General features: G+C 72.0%; 30 protein-coding genes. 17 read left to right on the forward strand and 13 right to left on the reverse strand.

Annotated elements, in window-relative coordinates; genetic code table 11:
• Positions 1-113: 113 nt before the first annotated feature.
• From dapE to B9B60_RS04960, 6 genes are all read left to right on the forward strand, one after another.
• The gene (dapE, locus tag B9B60_RS04935) at positions 114-1,190 is read left to right on the forward strand and encodes a succinyl-diaminopimelate desuccinylase (RefSeq protein ID WP_084450091.1); all 1,077 of its coding nucleotides are present in this window, start codon (positions 114-116) and stop codon (positions 1,188-1,190) included.
• A 10-nt stretch (positions 1,191-1,200) separates the two neighbouring features.
• A complete protein-coding gene (locus tag B9B60_RS04940; protein WP_072623871.1) occupies positions 1,201-1,983 on the forward strand; it encodes an LOG family protein in 783 nt (260 codons plus the stop codon).
• A gap of 2 nt (positions 1,984-1,985) precedes the next feature.
• Positions 1,986-2,285, forward strand: coding sequence for a DivIVA domain-containing protein (locus tag B9B60_RS04945; RefSeq protein WP_234993741.1), 300 nt, complete (start codon positions 1,986-1,988; stop codon positions 2,283-2,285).
• Entirely contained in the window at positions 2,263-3,501 is a 1,239-nt protein-coding gene (locus B9B60_RS04950; protein ID WP_084450092.1) for a hypothetical protein, read from the forward strand. Before B9B60_RS04945 ends, B9B60_RS04950 begins: the two co-directional genes overlap by 23 nt.
• Before the next feature lie 114 nt (positions 3,502-3,615).
• On the forward strand, positions 3,616-3,792 hold the full coding sequence (locus tag B9B60_RS04955) for a DUF3117 domain-containing protein (protein WP_007923758.1): 177 nt from the start codon (positions 3,616-3,618) through the stop codon (positions 3,790-3,792).
• 151 nt (positions 3,793-3,943) lie between these two features.
• Entirely contained in the window at positions 3,944-4,300 is a 357-nt protein-coding gene (locus tag B9B60_RS04960) for a hypothetical protein (RefSeq protein ID WP_084450093.1), read from the forward strand.
• A 21-nt stretch (positions 4,301-4,321) separates the two neighbouring features.
• On the opposite strand, the gene B9B60_RS04965 is transcribed toward B9B60_RS04960, so the two are convergent.
• Positions 4,322-4,954 carry an O-methyltransferase gene (locus B9B60_RS04965; RefSeq protein WP_072623875.1) on the reverse strand — a complete coding sequence of 211 codons (633 nt, stop codon included), beginning with the start codon at positions 4,952-4,954 and terminating at the stop codon, positions 4,322-4,324.
• 68 nt (positions 4,955-5,022) lie between these two features.
• Between B9B60_RS04965 and sigE the strand changes: the two genes are divergently transcribed.
• The 3 genes from sigE to B9B60_RS04980 are packed head-to-tail and all read left to right on the forward strand — an operon-like array spanning position 5,023 to position 7,436.
• Positions 5,023-5,649 (forward strand): RNA polymerase sigma factor SigE, encoded by a 627-nt coding sequence (sigE, locus tag B9B60_RS04970; protein ID WP_200811154.1) that lies wholly within the window; start codon positions 5,023-5,025, stop codon positions 5,647-5,649.
• A gap of 36 nt (positions 5,650-5,685) precedes the next feature.
• Positions 5,686-7,050: a S1C family serine protease gene (locus tag B9B60_RS04975; protein ID WP_084450095.1), complete on the forward strand. Its 1,365-nt coding sequence runs from the start codon at positions 5,686-5,688 to the stop codon at positions 7,048-7,050.
• 2 nt (positions 7,051-7,052) lie between these two features.
• Positions 7,053-7,436 carry a twin-arginine translocase TatA/TatE family subunit gene (locus tag B9B60_RS04980; RefSeq protein WP_072623878.1) on the forward strand — a complete coding sequence of 128 codons (384 nt, stop codon included), beginning with the start codon at positions 7,053-7,055 and terminating at the stop codon, positions 7,434-7,436.
• A gap of 114 nt (positions 7,437-7,550) precedes the next feature.
• Here the strand turns inward: B9B60_RS04980 and B9B60_RS04985 are convergent, their stop codons facing one another.
• The 4 genes from B9B60_RS04985 to B9B60_RS05000 form a co-directional block, all read right to left on the reverse strand.
• Positions 7,551-8,696 (reverse strand): Mrp/NBP35 family ATP-binding protein, encoded by a 1,146-nt coding sequence (locus tag B9B60_RS04985; protein ID WP_072623879.1) that lies wholly within the window; start codon positions 8,694-8,696, stop codon positions 7,551-7,553.
• A gap of 110 nt (positions 8,697-8,806) precedes the next feature.
• On the reverse strand, positions 8,807-9,367 hold the full coding sequence (locus B9B60_RS04990) for a DUF1003 domain-containing protein (RefSeq protein WP_143445434.1): 561 nt from the start codon (positions 9,365-9,367) through the stop codon (positions 8,807-8,809).
• Positions 9,360-10,634, reverse strand: a complete 1,275-nt coding sequence (locus B9B60_RS04995; RefSeq protein ID WP_072623881.1) for a magnesium transporter MgtE N-terminal domain-containing protein — start codon at positions 10,632-10,634, stop codon at positions 9,360-9,362. The genes B9B60_RS04990 and B9B60_RS04995 overlap by 8 nt, the downstream gene beginning before the upstream one ends.
• Positions 10,635-10,670: 36 nt before the next feature.
• On the reverse strand, positions 10,671-11,183 hold the full coding sequence (locus tag B9B60_RS05000; RefSeq protein WP_084450096.1) for a hypothetical protein: 513 nt from the start codon (positions 11,181-11,183) through the stop codon (positions 10,671-10,673).
• 114 nt (positions 11,184-11,297) lie between these two features.
• On the opposite strand from B9B60_RS05000, the gene B9B60_RS05005 reads away from it, so the two are divergent.
• From B9B60_RS05005 to B9B60_RS05030, 6 genes are all read left to right on the forward strand, one after another.
• Positions 11,298-12,368 carry an HpcH/HpaI aldolase/citrate lyase family protein gene (locus tag B9B60_RS05005; RefSeq protein ID WP_084450097.1) on the forward strand — a complete coding sequence of 357 codons (1,071 nt, stop codon included), beginning with the start codon at positions 11,298-11,300 and terminating at the stop codon, positions 12,366-12,368.
• 3 nt (positions 12,369-12,371) lie between these two features.
• A complete protein-coding gene (locus B9B60_RS05010; RefSeq protein ID WP_084450098.1) occupies positions 12,372-13,241 on the forward strand; it encodes an HpcH/HpaI aldolase/citrate lyase family protein in 870 nt (289 codons plus the stop codon).
• A gap of 181 nt (positions 13,242-13,422) precedes the next feature.
• A complete protein-coding gene (locus B9B60_RS05015) occupies positions 13,423-14,127 on the forward strand; it encodes a L,D-transpeptidase family protein (RefSeq protein ID WP_084450099.1) in 705 nt (234 codons plus the stop codon).
• A gap of 126 nt (positions 14,128-14,253) precedes the next feature.
• Positions 14,254-15,456 carry an acyl-CoA dehydrogenase family protein gene (locus tag B9B60_RS05020; RefSeq protein ID WP_084450100.1) on the forward strand — a complete coding sequence of 401 codons (1,203 nt, stop codon included), beginning with the start codon at positions 14,254-14,256 and terminating at the stop codon, positions 15,454-15,456.
• 141 nt (positions 15,457-15,597) lie between these two features.
• Positions 15,598-16,185, forward strand: coding sequence for a YflT domain-containing protein (locus B9B60_RS05025; protein WP_084450101.1), 588 nt, complete (start codon positions 15,598-15,600; stop codon positions 16,183-16,185).
• Positions 16,186-16,230: 45 nt separating this feature from the next.
• Entirely contained in the window at positions 16,231-16,971 is a 741-nt protein-coding gene (locus B9B60_RS05030; protein ID WP_084450102.1) for a PIG-L deacetylase family protein, read from the forward strand.
• A 130-nt stretch (positions 16,972-17,101) separates the two neighbouring features.
• On the opposite strand, the gene B9B60_RS17665 is transcribed toward B9B60_RS05030, so the two are convergent.
• The 3 genes from B9B60_RS17665 to B9B60_RS05040 form a co-directional block, all read right to left on the reverse strand.
• On the reverse strand, positions 17,102-17,233 hold the full coding sequence (locus B9B60_RS17665) for a hypothetical protein (RefSeq protein WP_268766696.1): 132 nt from the start codon (positions 17,231-17,233) through the stop codon (positions 17,102-17,104).
• 85 nt (positions 17,234-17,318) lie between these two features.
• Positions 17,319-18,698: a DUF2079 domain-containing protein gene (locus B9B60_RS05035; protein ID WP_072623889.1), complete on the reverse strand. Its 1,380-nt coding sequence runs from the start codon at positions 18,696-18,698 to the stop codon at positions 17,319-17,321.
• 15 nt (positions 18,699-18,713) lie between these two features.
• A complete protein-coding gene (locus tag B9B60_RS05040) occupies positions 18,714-19,766 on the reverse strand; it encodes a MaoC family dehydratase (protein ID WP_084450103.1) in 1,053 nt (350 codons plus the stop codon).
• A 269-nt stretch (positions 19,767-20,035) separates the two neighbouring features.
• Here B9B60_RS05040 and B9B60_RS05045 point away from each other — a divergent pair, with 269 nt between their 5' ends.
• Positions 20,036-20,950, forward strand: a complete 915-nt coding sequence (locus B9B60_RS05045) for a PDDEXK family nuclease (RefSeq protein WP_143445435.1) — start codon at positions 20,036-20,038, stop codon at positions 20,948-20,950.
• Positions 20,951-21,072: 122 nt separating this feature from the next.
• On the opposite strand, the gene B9B60_RS05050 is transcribed toward B9B60_RS05045, so the two are convergent.
• The 3 genes from B9B60_RS05050 to B9B60_RS05060 are packed head-to-tail and all read right to left on the reverse strand — an operon-like array spanning position 21,073 to position 24,228.
• Positions 21,073-22,575: an aminopeptidase P family protein gene (locus tag B9B60_RS05050; protein ID WP_084450105.1), complete on the reverse strand. Its 1,503-nt coding sequence runs from the start codon at positions 22,573-22,575 to the stop codon at positions 21,073-21,075.
• Positions 22,576-22,607: 32 nt separating this feature from the next.
• A complete protein-coding gene (locus tag B9B60_RS05055; protein ID WP_234993742.1) occupies positions 22,608-23,843 on the reverse strand; it encodes an RNA polymerase sigma factor in 1,236 nt (411 codons plus the stop codon).
• 7 nt (positions 23,844-23,850) lie between these two features.
• On the reverse strand, positions 23,851-24,228 hold the full coding sequence (locus tag B9B60_RS05060) for a YciI family protein (RefSeq protein ID WP_084450107.1): 378 nt from the start codon (positions 24,226-24,228) through the stop codon (positions 23,851-23,853).
• A 128-nt stretch (positions 24,229-24,356) separates the two neighbouring features.
• On the opposite strand from B9B60_RS05060, the gene B9B60_RS05065 reads away from it, so the two are divergent.
• The gene (locus B9B60_RS05065) at positions 24,357-25,142 is read left to right on the forward strand and encodes an enoyl-CoA hydratase/isomerase family protein (RefSeq protein WP_084450108.1); all 786 of its coding nucleotides are present in this window, start codon (positions 24,357-24,359) and stop codon (positions 25,140-25,142) included.
• A 113-nt stretch (positions 25,143-25,255) separates the two neighbouring features.
• Here the strand turns inward: B9B60_RS05065 and B9B60_RS05070 are convergent, their stop codons facing one another.
• Positions 25,256-25,693 carry a hypothetical protein gene (locus B9B60_RS05070; RefSeq protein WP_084450109.1) on the reverse strand — a complete coding sequence of 146 codons (438 nt, stop codon included), beginning with the start codon at positions 25,691-25,693 and terminating at the stop codon, positions 25,256-25,258.
• Entirely contained in the window at positions 25,690-25,968 is a 279-nt protein-coding gene (locus B9B60_RS05075) for a sigma factor (RefSeq protein WP_084450110.1), read from the reverse strand. The genes B9B60_RS05070 and B9B60_RS05075 overlap by 4 nt, the downstream gene beginning before the upstream one ends.
• Between the last annotated feature and the right edge of the window lie 60 nt (positions 25,969-26,028).

A 26,028-nucleotide genomic window follows, 5' to 3' on the forward strand; every position in this document is an offset into this window, starting at 1 on the left:
CGAATCCTACGAAACGGCGTGGGGGTCGGGTCGATGTGTCCGGGTGCGTTGGGGCTCACCCCCGTACATCGACCCAGCGGGGGAGCGGGCGCGGGCGGTCGTAGGGTGGCGGCATGCCGACCCTCGACCTGACCGCCGACGTCGTGACCCTCACCCAGCAGCTGTGCGACATCGAGTCCGTGAGCCACGACGAGGCGGCCATCGCCGACGCGATCGAGGCGGCGCTGCGCCCCCTTCGTCATCTCGAGGTGATCCGGCGGGGCAACACCGTCATCGCGCGCACCGACCTCGGACGGGACGAGCGGGTGGTCCTCGCGGGGCACATCGACACGGTGCCGCTCACGAGCGACCCGGCCAACCTGCCGACCCGGCGCGAGCAGGTCGGCGGCGTCGACGTGCTCTGGGGGCGCGGCACCGTCGACATGAAGGGTGGCGTCGCCGTCCAGCTCAAGGCGGCGCTGGTCGAGGAGCCGAGCCGCGACATCACCTTCCTCTTCTACGAGGCCGAGGAGGTCGACGCGGTCTACAACGGCCTGCAGCTGCTCGCCGAGTCCGACCCCGACCTGCTGGCCGCCGACTTCGCGGTCCTGCTCGAGCCGACCAACGCGGCCGTCGAGGGCGGGTGCAAGGGCACGATGCGCGTCGAGGTGGTCACCAAGGGCATCGCCGCCCACTCCGCCCGTCCGTGGAACGGCCACAACGCCATCCACGACGCCCACGAGGTCCTCGCCGCCCTGGCCGCCCACGAGGAGCAGACCGTGACGGTCGACGGGCTCGACTACCACGAGGCGCTCCAGGCCGTCGGCATCAGCGGCGGCATCGCCGGCAACGTCATCCCCGACAGCTGCAGCATCCTGATCAACTACCGCTTCAGCCCGGACAAGGACACCGAGGCGGCGCTCGCCTACGTCCAGACCGTGCTGCCCGGCCGCGAGCTGCACCTGCGTGACGTCGCCGAGGGGGCCAGGCCGGGGCTCGACCTGCCGGCGGCACAGGCCTTCGTCGCGGCCCTCGACGTGCCCGTGGGCCCCAAGGAGGGCTGGACCGACGTGGCTCGTTTCTCCGCGCTGGGCATCCCGGCGGTCAACTTCGGTCCCGGCGACCCCAACCTCGCCCACCACGACGAGGAGCGCTGCCCGGTCGAGCAGATCGAGACCGCGGCGGCGGCCGTCCTGCGGTGGCTCGCGTAGGGTCGCTGACGTGACTGATCAGGGGAAGCAGCCGGCGTCCGACCGCTGGTACCACAAGGGCCCGGTCCTCATGCGCGGCCGCCAGGTGCCCAAGTCCACGACCGACCAGCGACTGCTCGACGACCGCGGCCACGCCGACTGGCTGCACACCGACCCGTGGCGGGTGCTGCGCATCCAGGCCGAGTTCGTCGAGGGCTTCGGTGCGCTCGCCGAACTCGGGCCGGCCGTGAGCATCTTCGGCAGCGCCCGCACCCCCGTCGACTCGCCGCGCTACGCCCAGGGCATCGAGCTCGGCCGCCTCGTCGCCGAGGCCGGCTACGCCGTCATCACCGGCGGCGGCCCGGGCGCCATGGAGGCGGCCAACCGCGGGGCCAGGGAGGCCGGGGGCACGAGCGTCGGTCTGGGGATCGAGCTGCCCTTCGAGGCGGGCCTGAACCCCTACTGCGACCTCGGCATCAACTTCCGCTACTTCTTCGCCCGCAAGACGATGTTCGTCAAGTACAGCGAGGGCTTCGTCGTCCTGCCCGGCGGCTTCGGCACGCTCGACGAGGTCTTCGAGGCGGTCACCCTCGCCCAGACGGGCAAGGTGACGAGCTTCCCGATCGTGCTCATCGGCACCGACTACTGGCAGGGCCTCATCGACTGGCTGCGTGACTCGGTGCTCGAGGGCGGCATGATCAGCCCCGACGACATCGACCGCCTCTACGTCACCGACGACCTCGTCGACGCCGTCGAGTACCTCAAGGCGGAGTCCGAGCGGGTGCGGCCCGAGACCGCCAAGCAGCCGGAGTAGCCGTGGTCTGGATCTTCTTCGTCCTCGTCGCACTGCTCGTCGTCGTCGCCATCGGCGCGGCGGTCACCGGGCGGATCACCCCGGACCCGATGGCCGAAGCGGTCTCGTCCGCGCCCGACCCGGGCCTGCCGTCGGGTGACTTCCGGGCCGAGGACGTCGACGCCGTCCGCTTCGACACCGCGCTGCGCGGCTACCGCATGGACCAGGTCGACGACGTCCTCGACCGGCTGCAGCAGCGCATCGCCGAGCTCGAGTCGGCGCGCGAGGCGGCCCGCACCGATGACGGCGCGCACCACGAGTGAGGCAGCGCTGGCCCACCCGGTCCGCTCGCTCCTGGCGATCTACGCACTCTCGCGTCTCATCGCCGTCCTGGGGCTGTGGGTCGCGGCCCGCTGGTACCAGACGCCGGCGGGGGTCGGGCACCTCGAGCCGGGGCTGGCCGACATGTTCCGCCTGTGGGACACGCAGTGGTACCACCGGATCGTCACCGAGGGCTACCCGATCCCGCTGCCCGCCGACCCCGAGACCGGCGAGATCACCTACAGCGCCTGGGCCTTCTTCCCGCTCTTCCCGGCGCTCGTCCGGCTGGTCATGTACTCCGGCATCGGGTTCACCGCGTCGGCGGTGGCCCTCAACCTCGTCCTCGGCGGCGCCGCGACCCTCCTCGTGTGGAAGGTCCTGAGCTTCCCCGGTCATGCCGACAGCCAGCCCGCCCGGGAGCGGCTCGCCTTCGTCGCCGCTGCCCTGTGGTGCTTCTACCCGGCGACCGGCGTCATGGTCCTGCCCTACACCGAGGCCCTGGCCGCCGTCCTCATCGCCGCAGCACTGCTCATGCTCATGCGCGGCCGCTACCTCGTGGTGGCCGGCATCGCGCTGCTCCTCGGCTTCACCCGCGGGGTCGCGGCACCGCTGGGCGTGGCCGTGCTCGCCCACCTGTGGCTGCGCTGGCGCGATGATCGCGAGGCGGGGGTCACCCCCTTCGGCCACGACCGGCTGCGGATCGCGACCATGCTCCTCGCCACCGGGCTGTCGGGCACCGCCTGGCCGCTCACCGTCGGCTTGCTCTCCGGGCTGCCCGACGCCTTCTTCCGGGTGCAGGCGGCGTGGGGGCAGCGCCCCGACGAGGGGCCCTTCGTCCTGTGGTTCAGCTGGGCCTGGGAGCAGCGCGGCCTGCTCGCCGTCGTCGTCATGGTCTCGCTCGTCGGGACCTACATCGCGCTCGTCCTCGGCCGGCACGGGCGCTGGATCCCGCTCGAGGTGCGCATGTGGGCGCTGGTCTACCCGCTGTACCTCTTCGCGGTGGTGCGGCCGATCACGAGCATGTGGCGCTTCCTCCTGCTCGACTTCCCGATCGCGGCCCTCCTCGCGTCGGTCGTCATGCGCACCTCGACCGGCGGTCGGGTCGTCCCGCACTGGCGCCGCCGCGCCGTCGTCGTGCTCGGCGTCCTCGTCATCGGGGTGCTCACGTGGTCGTGCGCGCTGCTGCCCTACGTGCCCTGGCACGTCACGCCGCCGTGACCCACGGCGATTAGGCCGAGCGCGCTCCACAGGTGGATAATGGGGGCCAGCGTCGGCGCGACTGCGCCGCCCGACCGGTGAGGCACCGGTCGGTGTTGATCGAAGGGAACGCACATGGCGGCAATGAAGCCACGCACGGGGGATGGTCCTCTCGAGGTCGTCAAGGAGGGTCGCGGCATCGTCCTGCGCATGCCCCTGGAGGGCGGTGGGCGTCTCGTCGTCGAGATGAAGCCCGACGAGGTCCTCGCCCTGGGTGAGGCCATCGACAACTGCGAGGGTCTGCAGAAGTAACGCCGGTACGTGAGCCCTCGGACGCACTGCGTCCGGGGGCTCCGTCGTGCGTGGACGCCCGGATGATGACACGCACCTGTCGGCCGCCGGACTCACTGGCTACGGTGCCCGGACCATGTCGACTTGGCTCCGAGCCCACGAGGGGACCGAAATGAACGCCGGATACGGACTCGCCGTCCGCTGGTCGCTGACCGATGCGCCGGGTGACGTCGCCGAGCAGCTGAGGGAGTACGTCGTCGGCACCTCGATGGCCAACTTCATGTTCCTCGACGGGCTGGCCTTCAAGACGTGGCGGATGCGCGAGGGCGAGTGGTTCGAGGGCACCTATGTCTTCGACGCCGCCAAGGACCGGGACGACTTCTGCGAGGAGTTCACCTCGAGTGCGACCGAGTCGGCCGGCTCGCGGATCATCGGCTCGGCGCCGATCGAGATCACGCCCTTCGAGGTCGTCGCCATCGCCGAGGGGCCGGCGCAGTTCCGCCGCGGCCCCGGGCCCGGCAGCCTCTGACGCGCCCGGCCCCCGGTCGGATCAGCGCTTGACGGCGGCGAACATGCCGTCGCCCACCGGCAGCAGGCTCGGGACGAGCCGCTCGTCGTCGCGCAGCTGTTTGCCCAGGTTGCGCAGCAGCACGGTCGTCGCATCCCGCGCAGCGGGGTCGGCGACCTTGTCGTGCCAGAGCATGTTGTCCATCGCGAGGACACCGCCGGGGCGCAGCAGCCGGATCGCGTGCTCGACATAGGTCGGGTAGCCCTCCTTGTCGGCGTCGATGTGGACCAGGTCGTAGGACGCGTCGTTCATCCGCGGCAGCACGTCGACGGCGCGACCGGTGATGACCCGGGTGCGCTGGGGTGCGATGCCGGCGGCGGCGAAGGAGCGCTTGGCCCGCAGCGCGTGCTCCGGCTCGATCTCGATCGAGGTGAGCACCCCGTCGGCGGGCATCCCGGCGAGCAGCCACAGGCCGGAGGTGCCGGCGCCGGTGCCCACCTCGACGACGTGCCGGGCCCCGCTGGCCGCGGCGAGCAGGCGAAGGGCGGCGCCTCCGCCCGTACCGATCGGCACCGCCCCGAGCTCGGTCCCGGTGCGACGTGCGGCCTCGAAGCTCTCGTCCTCGGGGACGAACTGCTCGGCGTAGGCATGGCTGTTGAGCTGGGCGGCGGTCATGGGAGTCCACCCTAGTCGGCAGTGGGCCGTCACAGACTTCCTTCAGGTTGGGGGGTGAGCATGGTCGGGTGACCAGCAGCACCGACGCCCGAGACCTTCCGGAGCAGGAGTGGGCACCGCCCACCTGGGCCGAGATCGTCGAGGAGCACAGTGCCCGCGTCTACCGGCTGGCCTACCGTCTCACCGGCAACGTGCACGACGCCGAGGACCTGACCCACGACGTCTTCGTGCGCGTCTTCCGCTCGCTCGACGGCTACACCCCCGGCACCTTCGAGGGGTGGCTGCACCGCATCACGACCAACCTCTTCCTCGACAGGGCCCGACGCAGGCAGCGCATCCGCTTCGACGCGCTGACCGACGAGTTCGCGGCGCTGCTGCACAGCGGCACCGCCACGCCCGAGCAGGTCGTCCTCGAGCACCACCTCGACGCCGACATCCAACGCGCCCTCGACGCCCTGCCCCCGCAGTTCCGCGCGGCGGTCGTCCTGTGCGACATCGAGGGGCTGACCTACGAGGAGGTGGCGGACGCCCTCGGCATCAAGCTCGGCACCGTCCGCTCGCGGATCCACCGCGGGCGATCGCTGCTGCGCGAGAGCCTGAGCCACCGAGCCCCGTCCCCGTCGACCCGCACCGAGAGCCGCCGGCGGGGCGGTTCCGGCTTCCCGCTCGCCCGTCCGGTGACCGGCACCCTGTGAGTCGGCAGCCCCGGCGACAAGGCATGATCTACAGACATGAGCTCTCCGCACCACGGTGAGGGGCCGCGTCCGCAGGACGCACCCACCGAGCCGACTCAGCCGGTGCCCGCCGCCCCCGAGCCGCGGGCGGCGGCGAGCGCCGACGAGCAGCCCGGCGCATCGCACACGCAGCCGATGCCGCGGAGCCCCTACCTCCCCTTCGACAGCCTGGGTGGTGACCAGCCGCAGGCCCCGAGCCCGCAGCCTCACCCGGCCCACCCGGTGGCCCAGCAGCAGGCCGGGCAGCACCTGACCCCGCCGCAGCCCCAGCGTCCCCGACGCGGTCCCGGCTGGGGCGGCGCGCTGGCGCTGGCCCTCGTCGCCGCGCTCGTCGCCGGCGGGGTCGGCGGACTCGTCGGCGGCCTGGCGGACGACGACGGGGGCGGCCCGACGATCGTCCAGCGCGACGGTGGCAGCGCCGAGCGGCCCGACGGGTCGGTCGCCGCGATCGCCGCCGACGCGGTGCCCAGCGTGGTCACCGTCCGGGTGAGTGGTGGCGGTGGCTCCGGCACCGGCTCGGGCTGGGTCTACGACGACCGCGGGCACATCGTCACCAACCACCACGTCGTCGACGCCGCCGGCGACGACGGTCGCGTGAGCATCGAGCTCACCGACGGCAGCCGCCGCGACGCCACGGTCGTCGGCAAGGACTCCTCCTACGACCTGGCCGTGCTCAAGGTCGACCCGACCGACCTGGACCCGCTCGACATCGGCCGCTCCGGTGACGTCGCCGTCGGCGACGAGGTCGTGGCCGTCGGCTCCCCGCTCGGGCTCGGTTCGACGGTCACCGCCGGCATCGTCTCGGCGCTCGAGCGGCCGGTGACGGCCGGCGAGGCGGGCGACGAGTCCTTCATCTCCGCGGTCCAGACCGACGCGGCGATCAACCCCGGCAACTCCGGCGGCCCCCTGCTCAACGGCGACGGCGACGTCATCGGCGTCAACACCGCGATCGCGCAGGTGCCCGGTCAGCAGCAGGCGAGCGGCTCGATCGGGGTGGGCTTCGCGATCCCGTCGGACGTCGTCGTGCGCACCGTCGACCAGCTCATCGCGACCGGCCGCGCGCAGCACCCGATCATCGGCGTGAGCCTCGACCGGCGCTGGGACGGCGAGGGGGCCAAGGTCCTCGAGGACGACGCCGCGCAGGGCGGCCGCGCGGTGGTCCCCGACGGCCCGGCCGACAAGGCCGGCATCGAGGCCGGCGACGTCATCACCGAGCTCGACGGACGCCGCATCACCGACCTCGACCAGCTGATCACCCGCATCCGGGCCAAGGCGGTGGGGGATAAGGTCACCCTGACGATCCGGCGCGACGGCAAGGAGCAGGAGCTGACCATGACGCTCGAAGCGGCCGAGGAGAGCTGACGATGCCCGTCCACGGGACCGAGTTCCTCGTCCTCATCGTCCTCGCCTTCATCATCCTGGGTCCCAAGCAGCTGCCCGAGTACGCCGCCAAGCTGGCGCGCTTCGTCGTCAGGGCGCGGCGGATGGCCAACGACGCCAAGGTCCAGCTCAAGGAGCAGATGGGGCCGGAGTACGACGACCTCGACTGGCGTCAGTACGACCCCCGGCAGTACGACCCGCGGCGGATCGTCAAGCAGGCGCTGCTCGAGCCGCTCGACGACGCCTTCAGCATCGACGACAAGCCGGCGGGCAGCGCGGCGTCGCGAGCGAGCACCGCTGCGGCCGAGCCCGAGTCCTCCGTGTCGGCTGTGCCCGCCGGGACCCCCTGGGACCGCGAGGCCACCTGAGCCCTGACCATGACGAAGGGGGGCGAGGAGAGTGATCTCCTCGCCCCCCTTCGTCGTGGTGCGGGTGGGAGGTACCCGTGACCGCCTCTCCGGTCGGTGCCACCTCAACCCCTGTCAGCGACCAGTGGGCGTGAGGCCGAGGCTGCGGCCGGCCAGGCCACGCGAGCGGGTCGCCAGGCCGCGGGCGATGCCGCGCAGGGCGACGGCGGCGGGGCCGTCGGGGTTGGAGATGACGGCCGGGTCCCCGTGGTCGGAGCCCTCGCGCAGCGAGACGTCGAGCGGGATCTGCCCGAGCAGCGGGACGTCGGCGCCGACGGTGCGGCTCAGCGAGTCGGCGACGGTCTGACCGCCACCGGAGCCGAAGAGCTCCTGGCGCGAGCCGTCGGGCAGCTCGAGCCAGGACATGTTCTCGATGACGCCGACGAGCCGCTGGTGGGTCTGCATGGCGATCGACCCGGCCCGCTCGGCGACCTCGGCCGCGGCCTGCTGCGGGGTGGTCACGACGAGGATCTCGCTGTTGGGGATCAGCTGGGCGATGGAGATCGCGATGTCACCGGTGCCCGGGGGCAGGTCGAGGAGCAGCACGTCGAGGTCGCCCCAGAAGACGTCGCCGAGGAACTGCTGGAGCGCGCGGTGGAGCATCGGCCCGCGCCAGACGACCGGCTGGTTGCCGGGGACGAACATGCCGATCGAGATGACCTTCACGTCCGAGGCGATCGGCGGCAGGATCATGTCGTCGACCTGGGTCGGCGGGTGCGTCACACCGAGCATGCGCGGGATGGAGAAACCGTAGATGTCGGCGTCGACGACACCGACCTTGAGGCCCTCGGCGGCCAGGGCCGCGGCGAGGTTGGCGGTGATCGACGACTTGCCGACGCCGCCCTTGCCCGAGGCGATGGCGTAGACGCGGGTGAGCGAGCCGGGCTTGGCGAAGGGGATCTCCTTCTCCGCCTGGCCACCACGCAGGTGCGTCTTGAGCTCGGCGCGCTGCTCGTCCGTCATCACGCCGAGGGTCACCTTGACGTCGGTGACACCCTCGATCGCCGCCAGCGCCTTGGTCGTGTCGGTCGTCAGCGTGTCCTTCATCGGGCACCCGGAGACGGTGAGCAGGATGGTCGCCGTGGCGAGGCCGTCGGCGTCGACCGCGGCGGTCTCGACCATGCCGAGCTCGGTGATCGGACGACGGATCTCGGGGTCGATGACCGTGCTCAGCGCCTCGCGCAGCTGCTCATCGGTGATCGTGGGGTGCGAAGAAGCCATTGCCCCATCGTAGATCGCCCGGGAGTGTGGCCCGCGCCGCACCCGGCCAAGGAGGAGCGGGCGGCGAAGGGAGCGGAGCCGGGAGGCGGGGCGGGGTCTCCGGGAGCGGGTCAGGGAGAGAGCGGCTTGGGCTCGGCGACGTCGTCGCCGGACTCCTCGCGCTGGCGCACCTCGAGCCCCTTGGTCTCCAGCTCCTCGAGCAGGTCACGCAGCTCGCTGCGGATGAAGTCACGGGTCGCGGCGTCGCGCAGGGCGATGCGCAGCGCGGCGACCTCGCGGGTGAGGTACTCGGTGTCGGCGAGGGCCCGCTCGGCCTGCACGCGGTCCTGCTCCAGGGCCACGCGGTCACGGTCGTCCTGCCGGTTCTGCGCGAGGAGGATCAGCGGGGCGGCGTAGGAGGCCTGCAGCGAGAGGATGAGCGTGAGCAGGGTGTAGTTGAGCGCCCGCGGGTCGAACTGCGCCGCCTCGGGGGCGAAGGTGTTCCACGCCAGCCAGATGACCACGAAGAGCGACATCCAGATGAGGAACCGCGGAGTGCCCATGAAGCGGGCGAACTTCTCGGAGATGACCCCGAAGGTCTCCGTCGAGAAGCTGGAGGGCTTGCGGATCAGCTGACGCCGCACCTCCTGCGGGGTGTCCACGCGGGTCGTGGTCGTGCGGCGCTCACTCATCGGTCACCTCGTGGCGCTCCTCGCGCCAGTCGTCCGGGAGGATGTGGTCGAGCACGTCGTCGACCGTGACCACGCCCAGCAGGTGCTCGGCCTCGTCGACGACGGGCGCCGAGATGAGGTTGTAGGTCGCGAGCGTGCGGGTCACCTGGCCGAGCGGTGCCTCGGGGCGAAGGGGGTCGATCGCCTTGTCGAGGTAGCGACCGATGCTCTCGTGCGGGGGCTCGCGCAGCAGACGCTGGATGTGGATCATCCCGAGGTACTTGCCCGTCGGGGTCTCCAGGGGTGGGCGGCACACGTAGGCGGTGGCGGCCAGGGCCGCGGTGATCTCCTCACGCCGCACGATCGCCAGGGCCTCGGCGACGGTGTCCTCGGGGGCCAGGACGACCGGGTCGGTCGTCATGAGACCACCAGCGGTGTTCTCGTCGTAGCTGAGCAGTCGGCGCAGCGGCTCGGCGTCGTCGGGCTTCATCAGCTGCAGCAGCGTCTCGGCCCGCTCGGGCGGCAGGACCGAGAGCAGGTCGGCCGCGTCGTCGGGGTCCATCGCCTCGAGGACGTCGGCGGCCCGGCTCTGGGTGAGCAGGCCGAGGATCTCGCCCTGGTCGTCGTCGCCGAGCTCCTGGAGGATGTCGGCCAGACGGTCGTTGTCGAGGGCGGCGATGACGGCCTCGCGACGCTCGGGGGCCAGGTCGGCGACGACCTCGGCGAGGTCGGCGACCTTGAGGTCCTCGACCGACTCGAGCAGCTTGACGGCGGAGTGCTGGGCGGCGCTCACCGAGGCCGACAGGCCGGTGACGTCCTCCACCGGCACGGTGAAGGTCTCCCCCCTTCGCCGCACGAGGAGGCCACGGCGGGACTGGCGCCCACCGCGGACGAAGACCTTGGTGACGAACCAGCTGCGGTTGGCGGACTGCTCGACGCCGATGTCCTCGACGGTGGCCTCGACCTCGCCGTCGTCGGTGCGGACGGTGACCGGCCGCTCGAGCAGGTCGGCCAGGACGAGCGTCTCGGTGGCCCGCTGCTCGAAGCGGCGCATGTTGACCAGTCCGGTCGTGATGACCTGGCCGCCCTCGACCGAGGTCACCCGCGTCATCGGCACGAAGACGCGTCGCCGGCCGGGGACCTCGACGACCAGGCCGATGACCCGCGGGCGGCGGGCGGGGGAGAAGGTGACCACGACGTCGCGGACCCGGCCGACCTGGTCGCCGAGCGGGTCGAAGACGTTGAGGCTCGCCAGGCGGGCGACGAAGAACCGGGTGGGAGCACTCACGCCTGACAGCGTAACCGCGGGCGGCGCGCGTGCCGGTCAGCCTCGGGTGCCGCGCCCGCCGAGGTGCCACGGGCGGCGCACCCGGGTGGCGGCGGCGCCGGCGGTGGTCCGCCCCGCGACGCGCGCCCCGCCCTCGGGACCGGGGCTGCCGGGGGCCTGCACCGGTGTGCCGAAGGGGGAGAGGAGCCAGAGCGTGGCGCTCTCCCGCCAGCGGTCGACGAGGTCGCCGGGCGCGTTGAGCCGCTCCGCGAGGAGCGCAGCGGCGGCGGGCTCCCACCACGGGTTGCCGACGGCGATCGACTGCGCCCGGGCGCGCAGGGTGAGCAGCCGGCCACCGTCGCCCTTGCTGCGCAGGACGAGCTCGACCTGCTCGGGGAGGGCCCCGAGGTCGGCCTCGGGGCCGCCGGAGACGAGGAGTACCTGGTCGGCGAGCTGGTCCTCGCCCGTGGCGAACCACGTGAGCCGCTCGCGCCCGCCCGCGCGCAGCCACAGCACGTCGGACTTCGACAGCGCCTCGGTCGTCAGGGCGGAGAGGTTGACCTCGCTCATGGCCGCAGCCTAGGTGCGTGCCCGGGTGTCGGTCGTCATATCGGCCCGCCCGGGCGCCTTGCTAGGTTGCGCGAGAACCCCCCTTCGCTCACCCCGAGAGGACTCGAGCCACACATGCGCAGTGCCAAGGACTTCTTCGCCCCACTCGCCGTCGGGGCGCCTGCCCCGGCCCGCGAGGTGCCGGCGCGTCCCAGCCGGATGATCCACTTCTTCGACCCGAGCAACCCCAAGATGGCCGCCAAGGTCCCCGACATGGTCGGCGTCGCCGACGTGCTCCTGGGCAACCTCGAGGACGCCGTCGTGGCGGACAAGAAGGAGGCCGCGCGTGAGGGCCTGGTGCAGATCGCCACGGACGTCGACTTCGGCGAGCACACCCAGCTGTGGACCCGGGTCAACGCCCTCGACAGCCCGTGGGTCCTCGACGACCTGACGACCCTCGTCACCGAGATCGGCGACAAGCTCGACGTCGTCATGGTGCCCAAGGTGCAGGGCCCCGAGGACATCCACTACGTCGACCGCCTCCTCGCGCAGCTCGAGGCCAAGGGGGGCGTGCAGCGCCCGATCATGGTCCACGCGATCCTCGAGACCGCCCGCGGCATGGCCAACGTCGAGGCCATCGCGGGTGCGAGCCCGCGCATGCAGGGCATCTCGCTCGGCCCGGCCGACCTGGCTGCCGACCGTCGGATGAAGACGACCCGCGTCGGTGGCGGCCACCCCGGCTACCTCGTGCGTCAGGACCCGACGAAGGGCGCCGACGGTGCCCCCGACTACCAGGGCCAGCGCACGATCTTCCAGCAGGATCTGTGGCACTACACGATCGCCCGCATGGTCGACGCCTGTGCGATGCACGGGATCTTCCCCTTCTACGGCCCCTTCGGCGACATCAAGGACGTCGTGGCCTGCGAGGACCAGTTCCGCAATGCCTTCCTCCTCGGGTGCGTCGGGGCGTGGAGCCTGCACCCGGTGCAGATCGACATCGCCAAGAAGGTCTTCAGCCCGAGCGCCGAGGACGTCGCCCACGCCCGCGAGGTGCGGGACGCGATGCCGAGCGGCGGTGGCGCCGTGATGATCGACGGCAAGATGGAGGACGACGCCAGCTACAAGCAGTGCATGGTCATCCTCGAGCTCGCCGAGCGCCTGTCCGCCAACGACCCCGAGCTCGCCAAGCTCTACGCGGAGGCCTGAGCCATGACCGAGAGCACCTACACCCCCCGCCGCTCCGTCCTCTACATGCCGAGCTCCAACGCCCGTGCGCTGGACAAGGCGAAGACCCTGCCCGTCGACGCGCTGATCCTCGACCTCGAGGACGCCGTCGGTCCCGACGACAAGCCCGCCGCCCGCGAGGCCGCGTGCGCCGCGGTGCGCTCCGGCGAGTACGGCGAGCGCGAGCTGACGATCCGGGTCAACGGCATCGGCACCCAGTGGCACGACGAGGACCTCGCGGCCGCCTCGCAGGCGGGCACGCACGGCATCGTCGTGCCCAAGGTCAACACCGCCGACGAGGTGCGTCAGCTCGTCGCGGCGATGGAGGCCGCCGGCGCGCCGGAGCACACCAAGCTCTGGGCGATGATCGAGACGCCCGCCGCGATCTTCAACATCCGCGAGATCGCGCAGGCGTCCGACCGGCTCGTCGCCTTCGTCATGGGCACCAACGACCTGGTCAAGGAGCTGCAGGCCGACCACGTGCCCGGCCGCGCCCCACTCCTCACCTCGCTGTCGTGGGCGCTGCTCGCCGCGCGCGAGGCCGGCATCGCGGTCCTCGACGGCGTCTACAACGCGGTCAAGGACCTCGAGGGCTTCACGGCCGAGTGCGAGCAGGGCCGCGACATGGGCTTCGACGGCAAGACCCTCATCCACCCCGGCCAGGTCGAGGTGTGCAACTCCACCTTCGCCCCGAGCGAGGCGGCCGTGGAGGAGGCGAAGGGGGTCCTGCAGGCCTGGGAGGACGGCGCCGGCAAGGGTGTGGTGACCCACAACGGCAAGATGATCGAAAACCTCCACGTCGACATCGCGCGCCGCGTGCTCGCGACCCACGAGGCGATCGCCGCCCGCGGCTGACCCTCCCTTCGTCCCCGGGCGCAGCCCGTCGACCTCGATGACATCCCGTGCGTCGCGACGCACGGGATGTCTTCATGTCGGGACGGATGGGGGCCGCGCTATATTTTCCCAATCAGCGCGCAACCCACCGGACGGTCCAGGCGTCTGCACGGGTACAGCGCATCCACACCAGGGGGACACCATGGACACCATCTCTCTCGACCGCCGCGACCTCTTCCGCGGCGCCGCCGCGACCGCCGTCGCCGGCGGGCTCGTCGTCACCGCGGGTGAGGACGCCCGCGCCGCACGGCCCGACAAGCTGCGTCAGGGCGACACCGGCTGGTGGGTCAAAAACGTGCAGCGGCGTCTGCTCGACGCCCACTTCTGGCTGCGCCAGGCCAACGGCACCTTCGACGACACCACCCAGCAGGCCGTCATGGCCCTGCAGAAGGCGCACGGCCTGAGCCGCGACGGCATCGTCGGGCCGCAGACGTGGTCGGCGATCTACAAGCCCAGGACCCCGCGCCCGCGCACCACCTCGGCCTTCGAGATCGACAAGACCCGTCAGCTGCAGATCGTCGCGCGCTGGGGCTGGGCCCAGTGGGTCTTCAACACCAGCACGGGCAACGGCGAGCGCTACTGGTCGTCCGCCTCGGGTCGCTACCTCTACGCGACGACCCCGAGCGGCACCTTCCGCTTCAACCGCGCCATCAACGGCATGCGCAATGCCCCCCTCGGGGAGCTGTGGCGTCCGCGCTACTTCAACGGCGGCATCGCGATCCACGGCTCGCCGTCGATCCCGGGCTACGCGGCGTCGCACGGCTGCGCCCGCCTGAGCAACCGCGCGATCAACTACATCTGGTGGAAGAACCTCGCGCCCATCGGGCGCGTCGTCAAGGTTTACTGACCTTCCACCGTCTCCGATCGCCCGCCTTCGATCGTGGCCGAGGACACCCTGAGACTCCGTGGCAGGCGATGGGGTGCGCTGGGATACTGACTCGGATCCTTGAACCACGAGAGCAAAGGTGGACGCATGTCCCGACTGCAGACGACCGACGGACTGACCGAGGAGCAGGTCGACCTGCTGGGCCTGGTCAAGGAGTTCGTCGACGAGCAGATCATCCCGGTCGCGCAGGAGCTCGAGCACGCGGACGAGTACCCGCAGAAGATCGTCGACCAGATGAAGGAGATGGGGATCTTCGGCCTGATGATCCCCGAGGAGTTCGGCGGGCTCGGCGAGTCGCTGCTCACCTACGCGCTGTGCGTCGAGGAGATCGCCCGCGGCTGGATGCCGGTCTCCGGCATCATCAACACCCACTTCATCGTGGCCTACATGATCCTCAAGCACGGCACCGAGGAGCAGAAGCAGCACTACTTGCCGAAGATGGCCACCGGTGAGATCCGGGGCGCCTTCTCGATGAGCGAGCCGGGACTCGGCTCCGACGTCGCCGGCATCAAGACCAAGGCCGTGCGCGACGGCGACAGCGACGACTGGACGATCACCGGCCAGAAGATGTGGCTGACCAACGGCGCCTCCGCCAACCTCGTCGCGGTGCTCGTCAAGACCGACCTCGGTCACGACAGCCCGCACAAGAACATGACGACCTTCCTCATCGACAAGACCGAGGGCTTCGGCGAGACCGCCCAGGGCGTCACCGTCCCCGGCAAGATCGACAAGATGGGCTACAAGGGCGTCGACACGACCGAGCTCATCCTCGAGGGCCACCGGACGACGACCGGCCAGATCCTCGGCGGCGAGCCGGGCAAGGGCTTCTACCAGATGATGGACGGCGTCGAGGTCGGCCGCGTCAACGTCGCCGCCCGCGCCTGCGGCCTGGCGATGCGCGCCTTCGAGCTCGGTGTCCAGTACGCCCAGCAGCGCGAGACCTTCGGCAAGAAGATCGTCGACCACCAGGCGATCCTCTTCCGCATCGCCGACATGGCGAGCAAGGTCGAGGCCGCGCACCAGCTGATGGTCAAGGCCGCCCGTCTGAAGGACAAGGGCGAGCGCAACGACCTCGAGGCCGGTATCGCGAAGTACATGGCGGCCGAGTACTGCGCCGACGTGGTGAACCAGTCCTTCCGCATCCACGGCGGCTTCGGCTACTCCAAGGAGTACGAGATCGAGCGCATCTACCGCGAGGCCCCGATGCTGCTCATCGGTGAGGGCACCGCCGAGATCCAGAAGATGATCATCGGCAAGAGCATCCTCAAGGACTACCAGCTCAAGGGGTGATGTCCGGGTCGGTGCCGGCACCGACACCCGCTCGCTCCGACGAAGGGGGCTGGCCGTCACTCGAAGCAGGTGACGGTCAGCCCCCTTCGTCTCGTCCGCCCCGTACACCGGGCCCACAGGTCCGGGTGGGAGACTGGACCCATGAGCACCCAGCCCGGTATGGCCGCCCACATGCAGCAGTTCCTGCGTCTGGAGTACCCGATGTCGTTGGCGACCTACGACAGCTATGCCGAGGCCCAGCGCACGGTGGACTTCCTCGCCGACAAGGAGTTCCCGGTCCAGGACGTCATGATCGTCGGCACCGACCTCAAGCAGGTCGAGCGGGTCCGCGGGCGTCTGACCAGCGGCAAGGTCGTCCTCGGTGGACTGCTCTCCGGCATCTGGATCGGTGTCTTCGTCGGCCTGATCTTCGCGATGTTCGAAGGCAGCGAGGGCCTGCTCGTGCGGCTGGCCTCGACGATGGCGATGGGCGCGCTCTTCGGTGCGGTGTGGGCCTGGCTCGGCTACCGCTCCACCGGCGGCCAGCGCGACTTCACCTCGGTCAGCCAGGTCGTCGCGTCGCGTTACGAGGTGCTCACCGAGCACAAGCACGCCGCCCGCGCGCGTGAGCTGCTCCACGAGCTCGACCCGACGCGCGCGGCCCGGGAGCAGCTGGCCCGCAATCAGGCAGCGGCACGGGCCGAGGGCGAGCGGATGCGCCGCGAGGCCGAGCACGGCCAGCAGGGCTGAGTCCGCCCCTTCCGCTCGGGTCGGGGCGGGACTAGCGTCGTCGGTGTGAGCACCCAGCCCGACCTGGCCGCCCTCGACGAGACCACCTTCGACTCCGTGCTGTGCGTCGTCGCCCACCCCGACGACATCGAGTACGGCACCTCCGCCGCCATCGCCAAGTGGACCGCCGCGGGCAAGCGCGTGCGCTACTTCCTGCTGACCCGTGGTGAGGCGGGCATCGACACGATGGACCCGGTCGACGCCGCGCCCGCCCGCGCCGACGAGGAGCGCGCGAGCGCTGCGGTCGTCGGTGTCGAGGAGGTCGAGTTCGGCGACCACCCCGACGGGACCATCGAGTACGGGCTGCCCCTGCGGCGTGACATCGCCGCGGCGATCCGGCGGGCTCGCCCCGACCTCGTCATCGGCACGACCTTCGACGTGACCTTCCCGGGCGGCATCCTCAACCAGGCCGACCACCGGGCCGTGGGCCTCGCGACCGTCGACGCCTGCGCCGACGCCGGCAACCGGTGGATCTTCCCCGAGCTCGTCGACGACGGCCTCGAGCCCTGGCACGTCACGCTGCTCGCCGTCGGCGGCAGCCAGCGGCCCAGCCACTTCGTGGACGTCACCGGGCACCTCGACGACGCCATCGAGTCGCTCGAGGAGCACCGCCTCTACAACTCCGCGCTGCCCGAGGACTTCCCCCAGCCCGCGCAGCTGCTCGGCCACATCCTCGGCGAGGGCGGGCAGGCGGTCGCCGACCCGGCCGTCGAGCACGCGCTGCTGCTGGAGGTCTTCGAGCGGTAGGGGATCAGCGCCCCCTTCGCTGCCTCCAAGCCTCATGACACAGCACGCAGCCGCGCCATGTGCTGTGTCGCGCTGGCCCTGAGCATGAGCCGGTGACGACGACCGCACGGACCTCGTCGTCGTCGTCGACCTAGCGGAAGGTCGCCTCGAGCTCGTCGGCCATGGTCACCGTGAAGGAGTTCATCGCCTCCGGCCGATCGAGGGTGACGAGGAGGATCCCGTCGGTGATGCTCAGGGAGAGGGTCTCTTGGTCGGTCCGCATCGTGCCTCCGTCGTGATGGCGTGCGGGTGGTCTCCGCACGCGGGGTCGTCGTGCGGTCGATGGTCTCGCACGGTGCTCGAGGACGTCACCGCCGCAGGACCACATAGCCCGCGCGCTCCCAGACCAGCTCGTAGCCGTCCTGCTCGATCGAGTGCTCGACGAGCTCCTCGGACCACGCGCGGCCGTGGGCATTGCGCCCGGTGTCGGTGCGCCGGTCGAGCAGCATCCACTCCGGGCGACGGGTCTCCTCGTCGGTGTAGTTGGGGTGCACGTGCAGGACGGTTCGGTCGGCGAGGAGGTGCGGCGCGAGGTGGTCGTCGGCGGCGACCTCGGCACCGACGGGGACCTGGTCGAGCGCGGCGCGCGCGTCGGCGCAGCGGGCGCACGGGGTGAGCTGTCGCTCGACCTCGTCGACGAGCGGGCCGGTCCACACCGCCCACACGGCGACGGCGACCGACAGCCCGACGGTGGCCCGGAGGAGGGCCTGCGACCGGGTCCGGGCGAGCCCGTCGACGGCCGCACAGGCGAGGACCACGGCCGGCAGCAGCGAGTAGTGGTAGTCCAGCCCCCAGTAGGAGTCGTTGGACGAGGCCATGCGCAGCCCCAGGGGTGCCGCCGCGGCGAGCACGAGCGGGGAGCGAAGGGAGAGCAGCCCGGCGCTCGCGACGAGGACGAGGACCGTGATGCTCCCTCGCCCGTCGGCGACGAGGCTGTCCCAGACGTGCTGCGGCGCAACGCTCGTCGTGCCCGAGTAGGGGTAGATCCCGCGGGGGTTGAGGGCCGGGATGATGACGCGCAGGGCGAGGACGAGCGCGACGCCTGCCCACACCGCGAGGGCGGCCGCCAGCCGACGCCGGCCGGCGACGAGCAGGGCGAGGGCGAAGCCGAGCACGAGGACGGCCATGTCCTCCTTGACCAGCGGGAAGAGCGCGACCCAGATGGCCGTGCGGTTCCACCGGCGACGCACGAAGTCGGCTCCGGCCAGGGCCACGAGGGGTGCGCCGAGGGCCACCTCGTGCACGTCGAAGACGACAGCCGCCTGGACCCCGACCGACAGGGCGAGCAGGACGGTGAGCAGCAGGCCCAGCCGCGTGCCGAGTCTCTCCACGGCCAGCCGCCCCACGATCGCCACGGCGATCGCCACGCACACGGCCTGGGCGACGAGCAGCGAGCGCGGGTCGCCCCACAACCTCCACGGGACCCCGAGCAGGAGGACCACGGGGTGGAGGTGGTCGCCGAAGATGAGGTAGTCGGCCCCCTTCATCTCGCTGTAGGGGGCCTCACCGGAGGCGACCCGGCGGGCCACCTGGCCGAAGATCGCCAGGTCCATGCCGCTGAGGTAGCGCTCGTGCCGCAGGCAGGAGAGCACCGCGTAGAGAGCGCCCGCCACGGCGGCGACCAGCCACGGGCCCAGCCGCCCGGCGCGACCCGGTGCCGTGCCCTCTCCCTGCTGCCCCCCGGCCATGACGGACGCTGCCCGTCAGCGGGGGATGAGCACCGTGTAGTCGAGGTCGAGGACGACCTCGGGCAGGTACTTGCCGTCCTCGCCCTTGTAGGGGAAGTCGGCGCACGGGGTGTCCTTGGTCGCGACCGTGCGCAGACGCAGCGCGCCGACGTCGGTGCGGCCGGGAAGCTCGATGCGCTCGAGGACCTCCGACCAGGCGTAGATCGTGTCGCCGGCGAAGGTCGGGTTGGCGTGCGCGCCGGCGTTGATCGCCGCGATCAGCTGGCCGTTGGCCAGGCCGTTGAAGGACAGGGCGCGCGCGAGGCTGATGATGTGGCCGCCGTAGATGAGGCGGCGCCCGATCTTGGCCTGCGACTGGGCGTGCTGGTTGAAGTGGACCTTCGCGGTGTTCTGGTAGAGCCGCGTGGCCAGCATGTGGTCCGACTCCTCGATCGTCATGCCGTCGACGTGGTCGATGCGCTCGCCGACCTCGTAGTCACCCCAGAGGAAGGGCGAGCCCGCGAGCGCGACGTCGTAGTCGCGACCGGTGAGGTCGAAGGGGACCAGGAGGTCCTCTGCCGCAACGGCGCCCGGCAGGTCGGGGATGACCGTCTCGGGGGCGGGGGAGGAGGCGTCCTGCTTGTTGACCATGACCCAGCGGACGTAGTCGACGACCATCTCGCCGCGCTGGTTGACGCCGACCGAGTTGACGTAGACGACGCCGGTGCGGCCGTTGGAGTTCTCCTTCAGGCCGATGACCGTCGAGGTCGTCGTCACCGTGTCACCGACGTGCAGCGGCGCCCCGAAGCGACCGCCCGCGTAGCCGAGGTTGGCCACGGCGTTGAGGCTGATGTCGGGCACCGACTTGCCGAAGACGAGGTGGAAGGCGAGCAGGGAGTCGACCGGCATCCGCTCGAAGCCCATCGACTCGGCGAAGGTCGCCGCGCTCGTCGCCGCGAAGCGCGAGCCGTAGAGCCCGGTGTAGAGCGCGATGTCGCCCTCGGTCACCGTGCGCGGCGTCGCGTGCCGGATCTCCTGCCCGATCGCGAAGTCCTCGAAGTAGTTGCCGGGGACCGTCTTGGTCGACATGTGCGCGGGCCTTTCGGTGGGGGCGAAGGGGGTCGGTGACATCTTCCCCCTTCGCCCCCGTGGTGGTCAGGCCGTCCGGCTGTTGACCCGGCCACACCCGGCCGGGAAGCGCGCGACTGGCCGAGATCGCCGGACCTGGCCGCGCAATTGCTCGGTCAACTCCGGGTTTCCCGGCCATCTCCGGACTTCTCGGCCGTCGTGGGCAGCGCAGCCCGGTGGCCTGTGGATGACGCCGGCGAGCGAAGGGAGGACCCCGCAAGGATGTCGTGATGGATCCACGACTCGCAGGTGTGCTCGTCGCGGGCGGTCAGGTGTGCACGACCGCCAGGCTGCGGGCGATCGAGATCGACGCGGACGCGACCGAGCGTCTGGTGCGGTCCGGCGAGCTGGTGCGGCTGCGTCGGGGGCTCTTCGCCGCGGGCGAGACATGGCGCTCGGCGAAGCCAGAGGCGCGTCTTGCCCTGTGCACCCGAGCCGTCCTGGGGGAGCGGCGGGGGGCAGCTGCCTCGCACGCCAGCGCCGCGGTGCTCCACGGGCTGCCGCTCTGGGGCGTGGGGCTCTCGACCGTCGAGGTGATCTGCTCGTCGCCCCGACGGCGGCTGCGTGGGGGTGTGCGCCTGCATCCCTGGCCCGACGGGGTGGAGGCCGAGGTCGTCGACGGACTGCGGGTCGTCTCCCTCGCGACCGCCGTCGTCCAGGTGATCGCCGAGCACGGCCACATCCCGGGTCTCGTCAGCCTCGACGGGGCGCTGCACGCGGCGCAGGTGACGGGGGCGCAGGTCGAGGCTGCGGGCGTGGCACTCGGGCTTCGTGGACAGGCAGCCGGACGGCTGCGGCGGGTCGTCGCGGAGGCCGACCCAGAGTGCGAGTCGGTCGGAGAGACGCGTACTCGGGTGCTCCTGCGGGACCTCGGGCTGTCCCTGCGCAGCCAGGTCGAGATCTTCGACCGGCGCGGCAAGATCGGGCGGGTGGACTTCCTCGTGGGGGAGCGAGTGGTGGTCGAGTTCGATGGGCTCGTCAAGTACGAGGGGCACGAAGGCCGGCGAGCGCTCGCGGCGGAGAAGGCCCGCGAGGACCGGCTGCGAGCTGCTGGCTACGCCGTCGTGCGTCTCGTCTGGACCGACCTCGATCAGCCGGAGCGGGTGCTCGCGATGGTCCAGCAGGCGATGGCGCGGGTGGCCTGACCGGGATGAGCGCAGATGGCCGGGAAGTCCGGGGATGACCGCGCCATTGCTCGGCCAACTCCGGACTTCCCGGCCATCTCAGGACTTCTCGGCCATCCGCCCGCGTGGGAGACGAAGGGAGGTCAGCGCCCCTGGACCTCGGCGATCCAGGCCTCGACCTCGTCGGCGGTGTGCGGCCAGTCGCCGGAGAGGTTGCGGCAGCCGTCCTCGGTGACGACGACGTCGTCCTCGAGGCGCACGCCGATGCCGCGGAATCGCTCGGGCACCTTGAGGTCGTCGGCCTTGAAGTAGATGCCCGGCTCGACGGTGAGGACCATGCCCGGCTGCAGCTCGGCGTCCATGTACTCCTCGCGGGTCGCCAGGGCGCAGTCGTGCACGTCGATGCCGAGGTGGTGGCTCGTGCCGTGCACCATCCAGCGGCGGTGGTACTGGCCGTGCTCGGTGTCGAGGGTGTCCTCGACCGAGACGCCCTCGGGCAGCAGGCCCCACGCGTGCAGGTGCTCGGCGACGACGCGGATCGCCGCGGCGTGGACGTCGGAGAACTTGTTGCCCGGCTTGACCGCGGCGATGCCGGCGGCCTGCGCGGCGGCGACGGCCTCGTGGACCTCGCGCTGGGTGGGGGAGAAGGTGCCGCTCACCGGGAGCGTGCGCGTGATGTCGGCGGTGAAGAGGGAGTCGAGCTCGACCCCGGCGTCGAGGAGGATGAGGTCGCCGTCCTTGACCTCGCCGTCGTTCTTGATCCAGTGCAGCGTGTTGGCGTGGTCGCCGGAGGCGCAGATCGAGTCGTAGCCGACGCCATTGCCCTGGTGGCGGGCGTGCAGGCCGAAGGTGCCCTCGACCCAGCGCTCGCCGCGGCCGCGCTCGGGCAGGCCGGGCAGCTCGCGGATGACCGCCTCGAAGCCGACGCGCGTCGCGTCGACGGCCTGCTGCATCTGGTCGAGCTCCCAGTCGTCCTTGATCATCCGCAGGTGCGACAGGTCGTGGGCGAGCGCGGCATCGGCCTCGGCGAGCGTCTCGGTGTCGGCGCCGGCCTGGCCACGCACCGTGTCGAGGCGGGCGGCGAGGTCGCGGTCGGCGTCGCGCACGAGGCGCACGGTGACCTGACCGGCGTCCTTGCCGACGGCGTCCTCGAGCTGGTCGACGTGCCGGCCGACGAGGCCCAGCTCGGCCTCGATGTCCTCGATCGACGGGCGCGCGCCGACCCAGAACTCGCCGTAGCGGGCGTCGCCGAAGAACTCCTCGGAGTCGCGCGGCGCGAGCGGGCGGAAGTACAGGCTCGCCTCGTGGCCGGCCTGCTCGTCGGGCCCGCCGAGCGGCTCCATGACGAGGACGGCGTCCGGCTCGCGGTCGGCGCCGAGGCCGGTGAGGTGGGCGAAGGCGGAGTGCGGGCGGAAGACGTAGTCGCAGTCGTTGCTGCGGACCTTGAGCCCGCCGGCGGGGACGACGAGGCGCTCACCCTCGTGGGCTGCGGAGACGGTGGCGCGACGCTCGGCGGCCCGCTGGGCCGCCTCGGTGAGCGACGGGCGCTCGCCCGAGCGCGGGGCCCAGTCCTGCGCGACGAAGGCCCGGAACTCGTCGGTCGTCGGCCGCTTGCGGTTGTCTGCCTGCTGCTGCTCCTCGCTCATCGCCCCATCGTCTCACCTCGTGGATCGTCGTCTCAGTCGGGCGAAGGGAGTGCCCCTCGCCTGCCCGGGTCGGCCAGCGCCGCCACCTGCTCCTCGAGGTGGCGGCGCTGGGCGGGTGCCGTCGTGAGGCTGATCGCCCGCTGCCACGCCGTGCGGGCCTCGTCCGCGCGTCCGAGCAGCGCGAGCAGGTGCCCTCGCGCGGCCCACTCCGGCTGGAAGGCCGGCCGCACGGGCTCGAGGGCGTCGAGCAGGTCGAGTCCCGCCTGCGGGCCCACGCCCTCGGCCGTGACGACCGCGTGCGAGACCCGTGCACCTCGCGTTGGGGCGAGGGCCAGGAGCATCTCGTGGAGACGACGCAGAGCGGACCAGTCCGTGCGGCCGGTGCGCCGGCGTGCGCAGTGCACGGCCTGGATCGCGGCCTCGACCTGGAAGCGGCCGAGCTCGCCGAGCGCGTGACCGGCCCGCAGGTGCTCCTCGCCGCGCGCGATGAGGTCCGGGTCCCACAGCCTGGGGTCCTGCTCGGCGAGGGGGACGAAGCCGTCGCGGCCTCCTCGGGCGGGCAGCCGCGAGGCGGAGAGGGCCACGAGGGCGGCGAGCCCGTGGGCCTCGGCGTCGTGGGGTGCGAGGCGGGTGAGCAGCTCGGAGAGGTGCAGTGCCTCGCCGACGAGGTCGGAGACCGGCTCGGGGTCGGAGCTGGCCCACTCGATGGCGTGCACCCCGTGCACCGCCTCCCGGATCGCCGCCATCCGCTCGGGCAGCACGTCCGAGCCGGGCACCTCGACGGGGATGCCGCGCTCGCGGATGCGGCGCTTGGCGCGCACGAGCCGTGAGGCCATGGTCGTCGTCGGGACGGACATCGCGCGGCCGATCTGTTCCGCGGTGCACCCGAGCACGACGCCCAGCATGAGCGGGGTGCGCACTCCCGGGTCGATCGCGGGGTGCGCGCAGGCGGCCATCAGGGCGAGACGGTGGTCGGGCAGGGCGTCGGGGTCGACGTCCTCGAGCAGGGCGGGTGAGTGCCGGTCCGGCTCGAGCTCGACGGAGGTCCGGTGGGAGGCGGAGCGCCACCGGTCCCGTTGCCGGTTGCGGGCGACCGTCAGCAGCCACGCCTCCGGCCGGTCAGGGATGCCGTCCTCCGGCCAGCGGCGCAGTGCGCGCTCCAGGGCGTCGCCGAGGGCGTCCTCCGCCGCGGCGATGTCGCCGTCGGCGGCGGCGAGGAGGGCGACGAGCCGGCCGTAGCCGGTGCGGGCGACCTCGGCCGCCCGCACCGCCGCGTCAGCCCGCGGGGACCCAGGTGCCATCGACGACGGAGACGGCGCTCGGCCGGACCTCGACGGTGCCGTAGGAGGTGACGGGGTGCCGCTCCGCCCAGGCCAGAGCGGCATCCAGGTCGGGCACGTCGAGGACGAAGACGCCGGCGAGCGCCTCCTTGGTGTCGGCGAAGGGTCCGTCCTGGATCTCGACCTTGCCGTGTCGCCGGGTCACCGTCGTGGTCATGTCGGCGGGACGCAGCATCTCGGCGGCGACGAGCACACCGGCCGCGTGCAGCGCGGCGGCGTAGTCGCCCATGAGGCCCTGCATCTCGGCCATCGCTTCCTGGGAGACCTGCCCCTGGGCGGGCTCGGGGGCGCTGATGACGAGTGTGTAGCGCATGATCGATCCTCTCGTTGACGCGGTCACGTGTCGACCGCTGCACCCTGATGACGATCGTGCCCCGGCCGGATCGGCGGCTCTGCGCACACTTCTCTGTCAGCCTCCGGGCCGGCTGGTTGGATGGGCCCATGATCGACACCCCGCTCATCCGCATCGACCGGCACGAGTCCGGCGTCGTCGAGGTCGTCCTCGACCGCCCCGAGGCGATGAACGCCGTCTCCACGCAGATGGCCACCGCGCTCACCGCGGCCGGCGCCTCCCTCGCCGAGGACACCTCGGTGCGCGCGGTGGTGCTCACCTCGAGCCACGACAAGGCCTTCTGCGTCGGTGCCGACCTCAAGGAGCGCAACGGCTTCACCGACGAGCAGCTGCGCGCCCAGCGCCCCGGCAACCGCCTCGCCTACCGCGCCATGCTCGACCTGCCCGTCCCGACGATCGCCGCGGTCGACGGCTATGCCATGGGCGGTGGCTGCGAGCTGGCCCTGGCCTGCGACCTCATCGTCGCCGGCCCGCGGGCGCTCTTCGCGCTGCCGGAGGTCTCCGTCGGGGTCATCCCCGGGGGCGGGGGCACCCAGCTGATGACCCGCCGCATCGGCTGGTCGCGGGCCGCCGACCTGATCTTCACCGCCCGCCGCATCGACGCCGAGGAGGCGCTGCGCCTCGGCCTGGCCGACCGCTTCGTCGACGACGCGAAGGGGGAGGCCCTCGCACTGGCGAGCACGATCGCGAAGCACTCCCCGGTCGGGGTGCGCAATGCCAAGGCCGCGATGCGCGGCGGCCTCGACGTGGGCCTCGACGAGGGGCTCGACCTCGAGGACGCCCGCTGGCACGACACCGCCTTCAGCGCCGACCGGGCGGAGGGCGTGCGCGCCTTCGCCGAGAAGCGCACGCCCGAGTGGCCCGGGCTGGGCTGAGCACGCGTCGGCGCCCCGGTCGGTGACCTAGGGCGCGCTGGCCTCGCGCTCCTGCCCGTCCGAGGTCCACGTCAGCCGGTCGACCCGGCTCGTCACGTCATCGGGGTCGGTCGTCACGACGAGCACCCACAGGTCGCTGCCGGGCGGTGACGCGACCGGGAGTCGACGAGGTCGTCCTCGTCGTCACCGGCGAAGCCGCGCACGCCGGAGGGCTCGCCGCGGACCACCGCGTAGGTGAGGTAGCCGCCCGCACCGTCGCCGAGCACCATGACGTCGGCGAGCTCGACGGTGCCGGACCGCACGCTCGTCGTCGACGCGGGCGGGGTCTCGGCCGGACCGAGGGTCGTCGCCGAGACGATGCCCAGGCCCCGCAGGAGGGCCGCCGCCGCGCCAGCCGTGACGGCGGCGAGTGGGCGCCGCGGGACCACCCGACGGCCCCGGCGCAGGGCGTCGTCGAGGTCGGGGGAGAGGTCGGGCACGTCCGCCGAGTGCAGGGCCGTCGCCAGCGCCGCTTCGAGGTCGTTGTGGTCGTCGTACCAGGTCTGGCTCACGACAGGCCCTCCTTCGGGGTCTCGAGATGGGTGCGCAGCCTGGCCATGCCGCGGTAGGCAGCGCTCCTGACCGCGCCGACGGAGATGCCGAGCACCTCCCCGCGCCGGACCCGGGGCCAGGCGACGTAGAGCTTGACCAGGGTCGCCTGCACGAGCTCCTCGGCGGCGTGCACGTCGCCGGTGAGGAACCACGCGGTCCGGACGAGCGCCGGCGACGCCGATGTGACGAAGGCGGTGTACCCGTCGTCACGCTCCCGGTCGTCGAACCACCCCACCTGCGTCGCCCCTTCGTCGGTCTCGTGCCCTGCTGCTCATGACCCCTCTGCTGATCAACA

It is taken from the genome of Janibacter indicus (assembly GCF_900176385.1).
Classification (GTDB): Bacteria; Actinomycetota; Actinomycetes; order Actinomycetales; family Dermatophilaceae; genus Janibacter; species Janibacter indicus.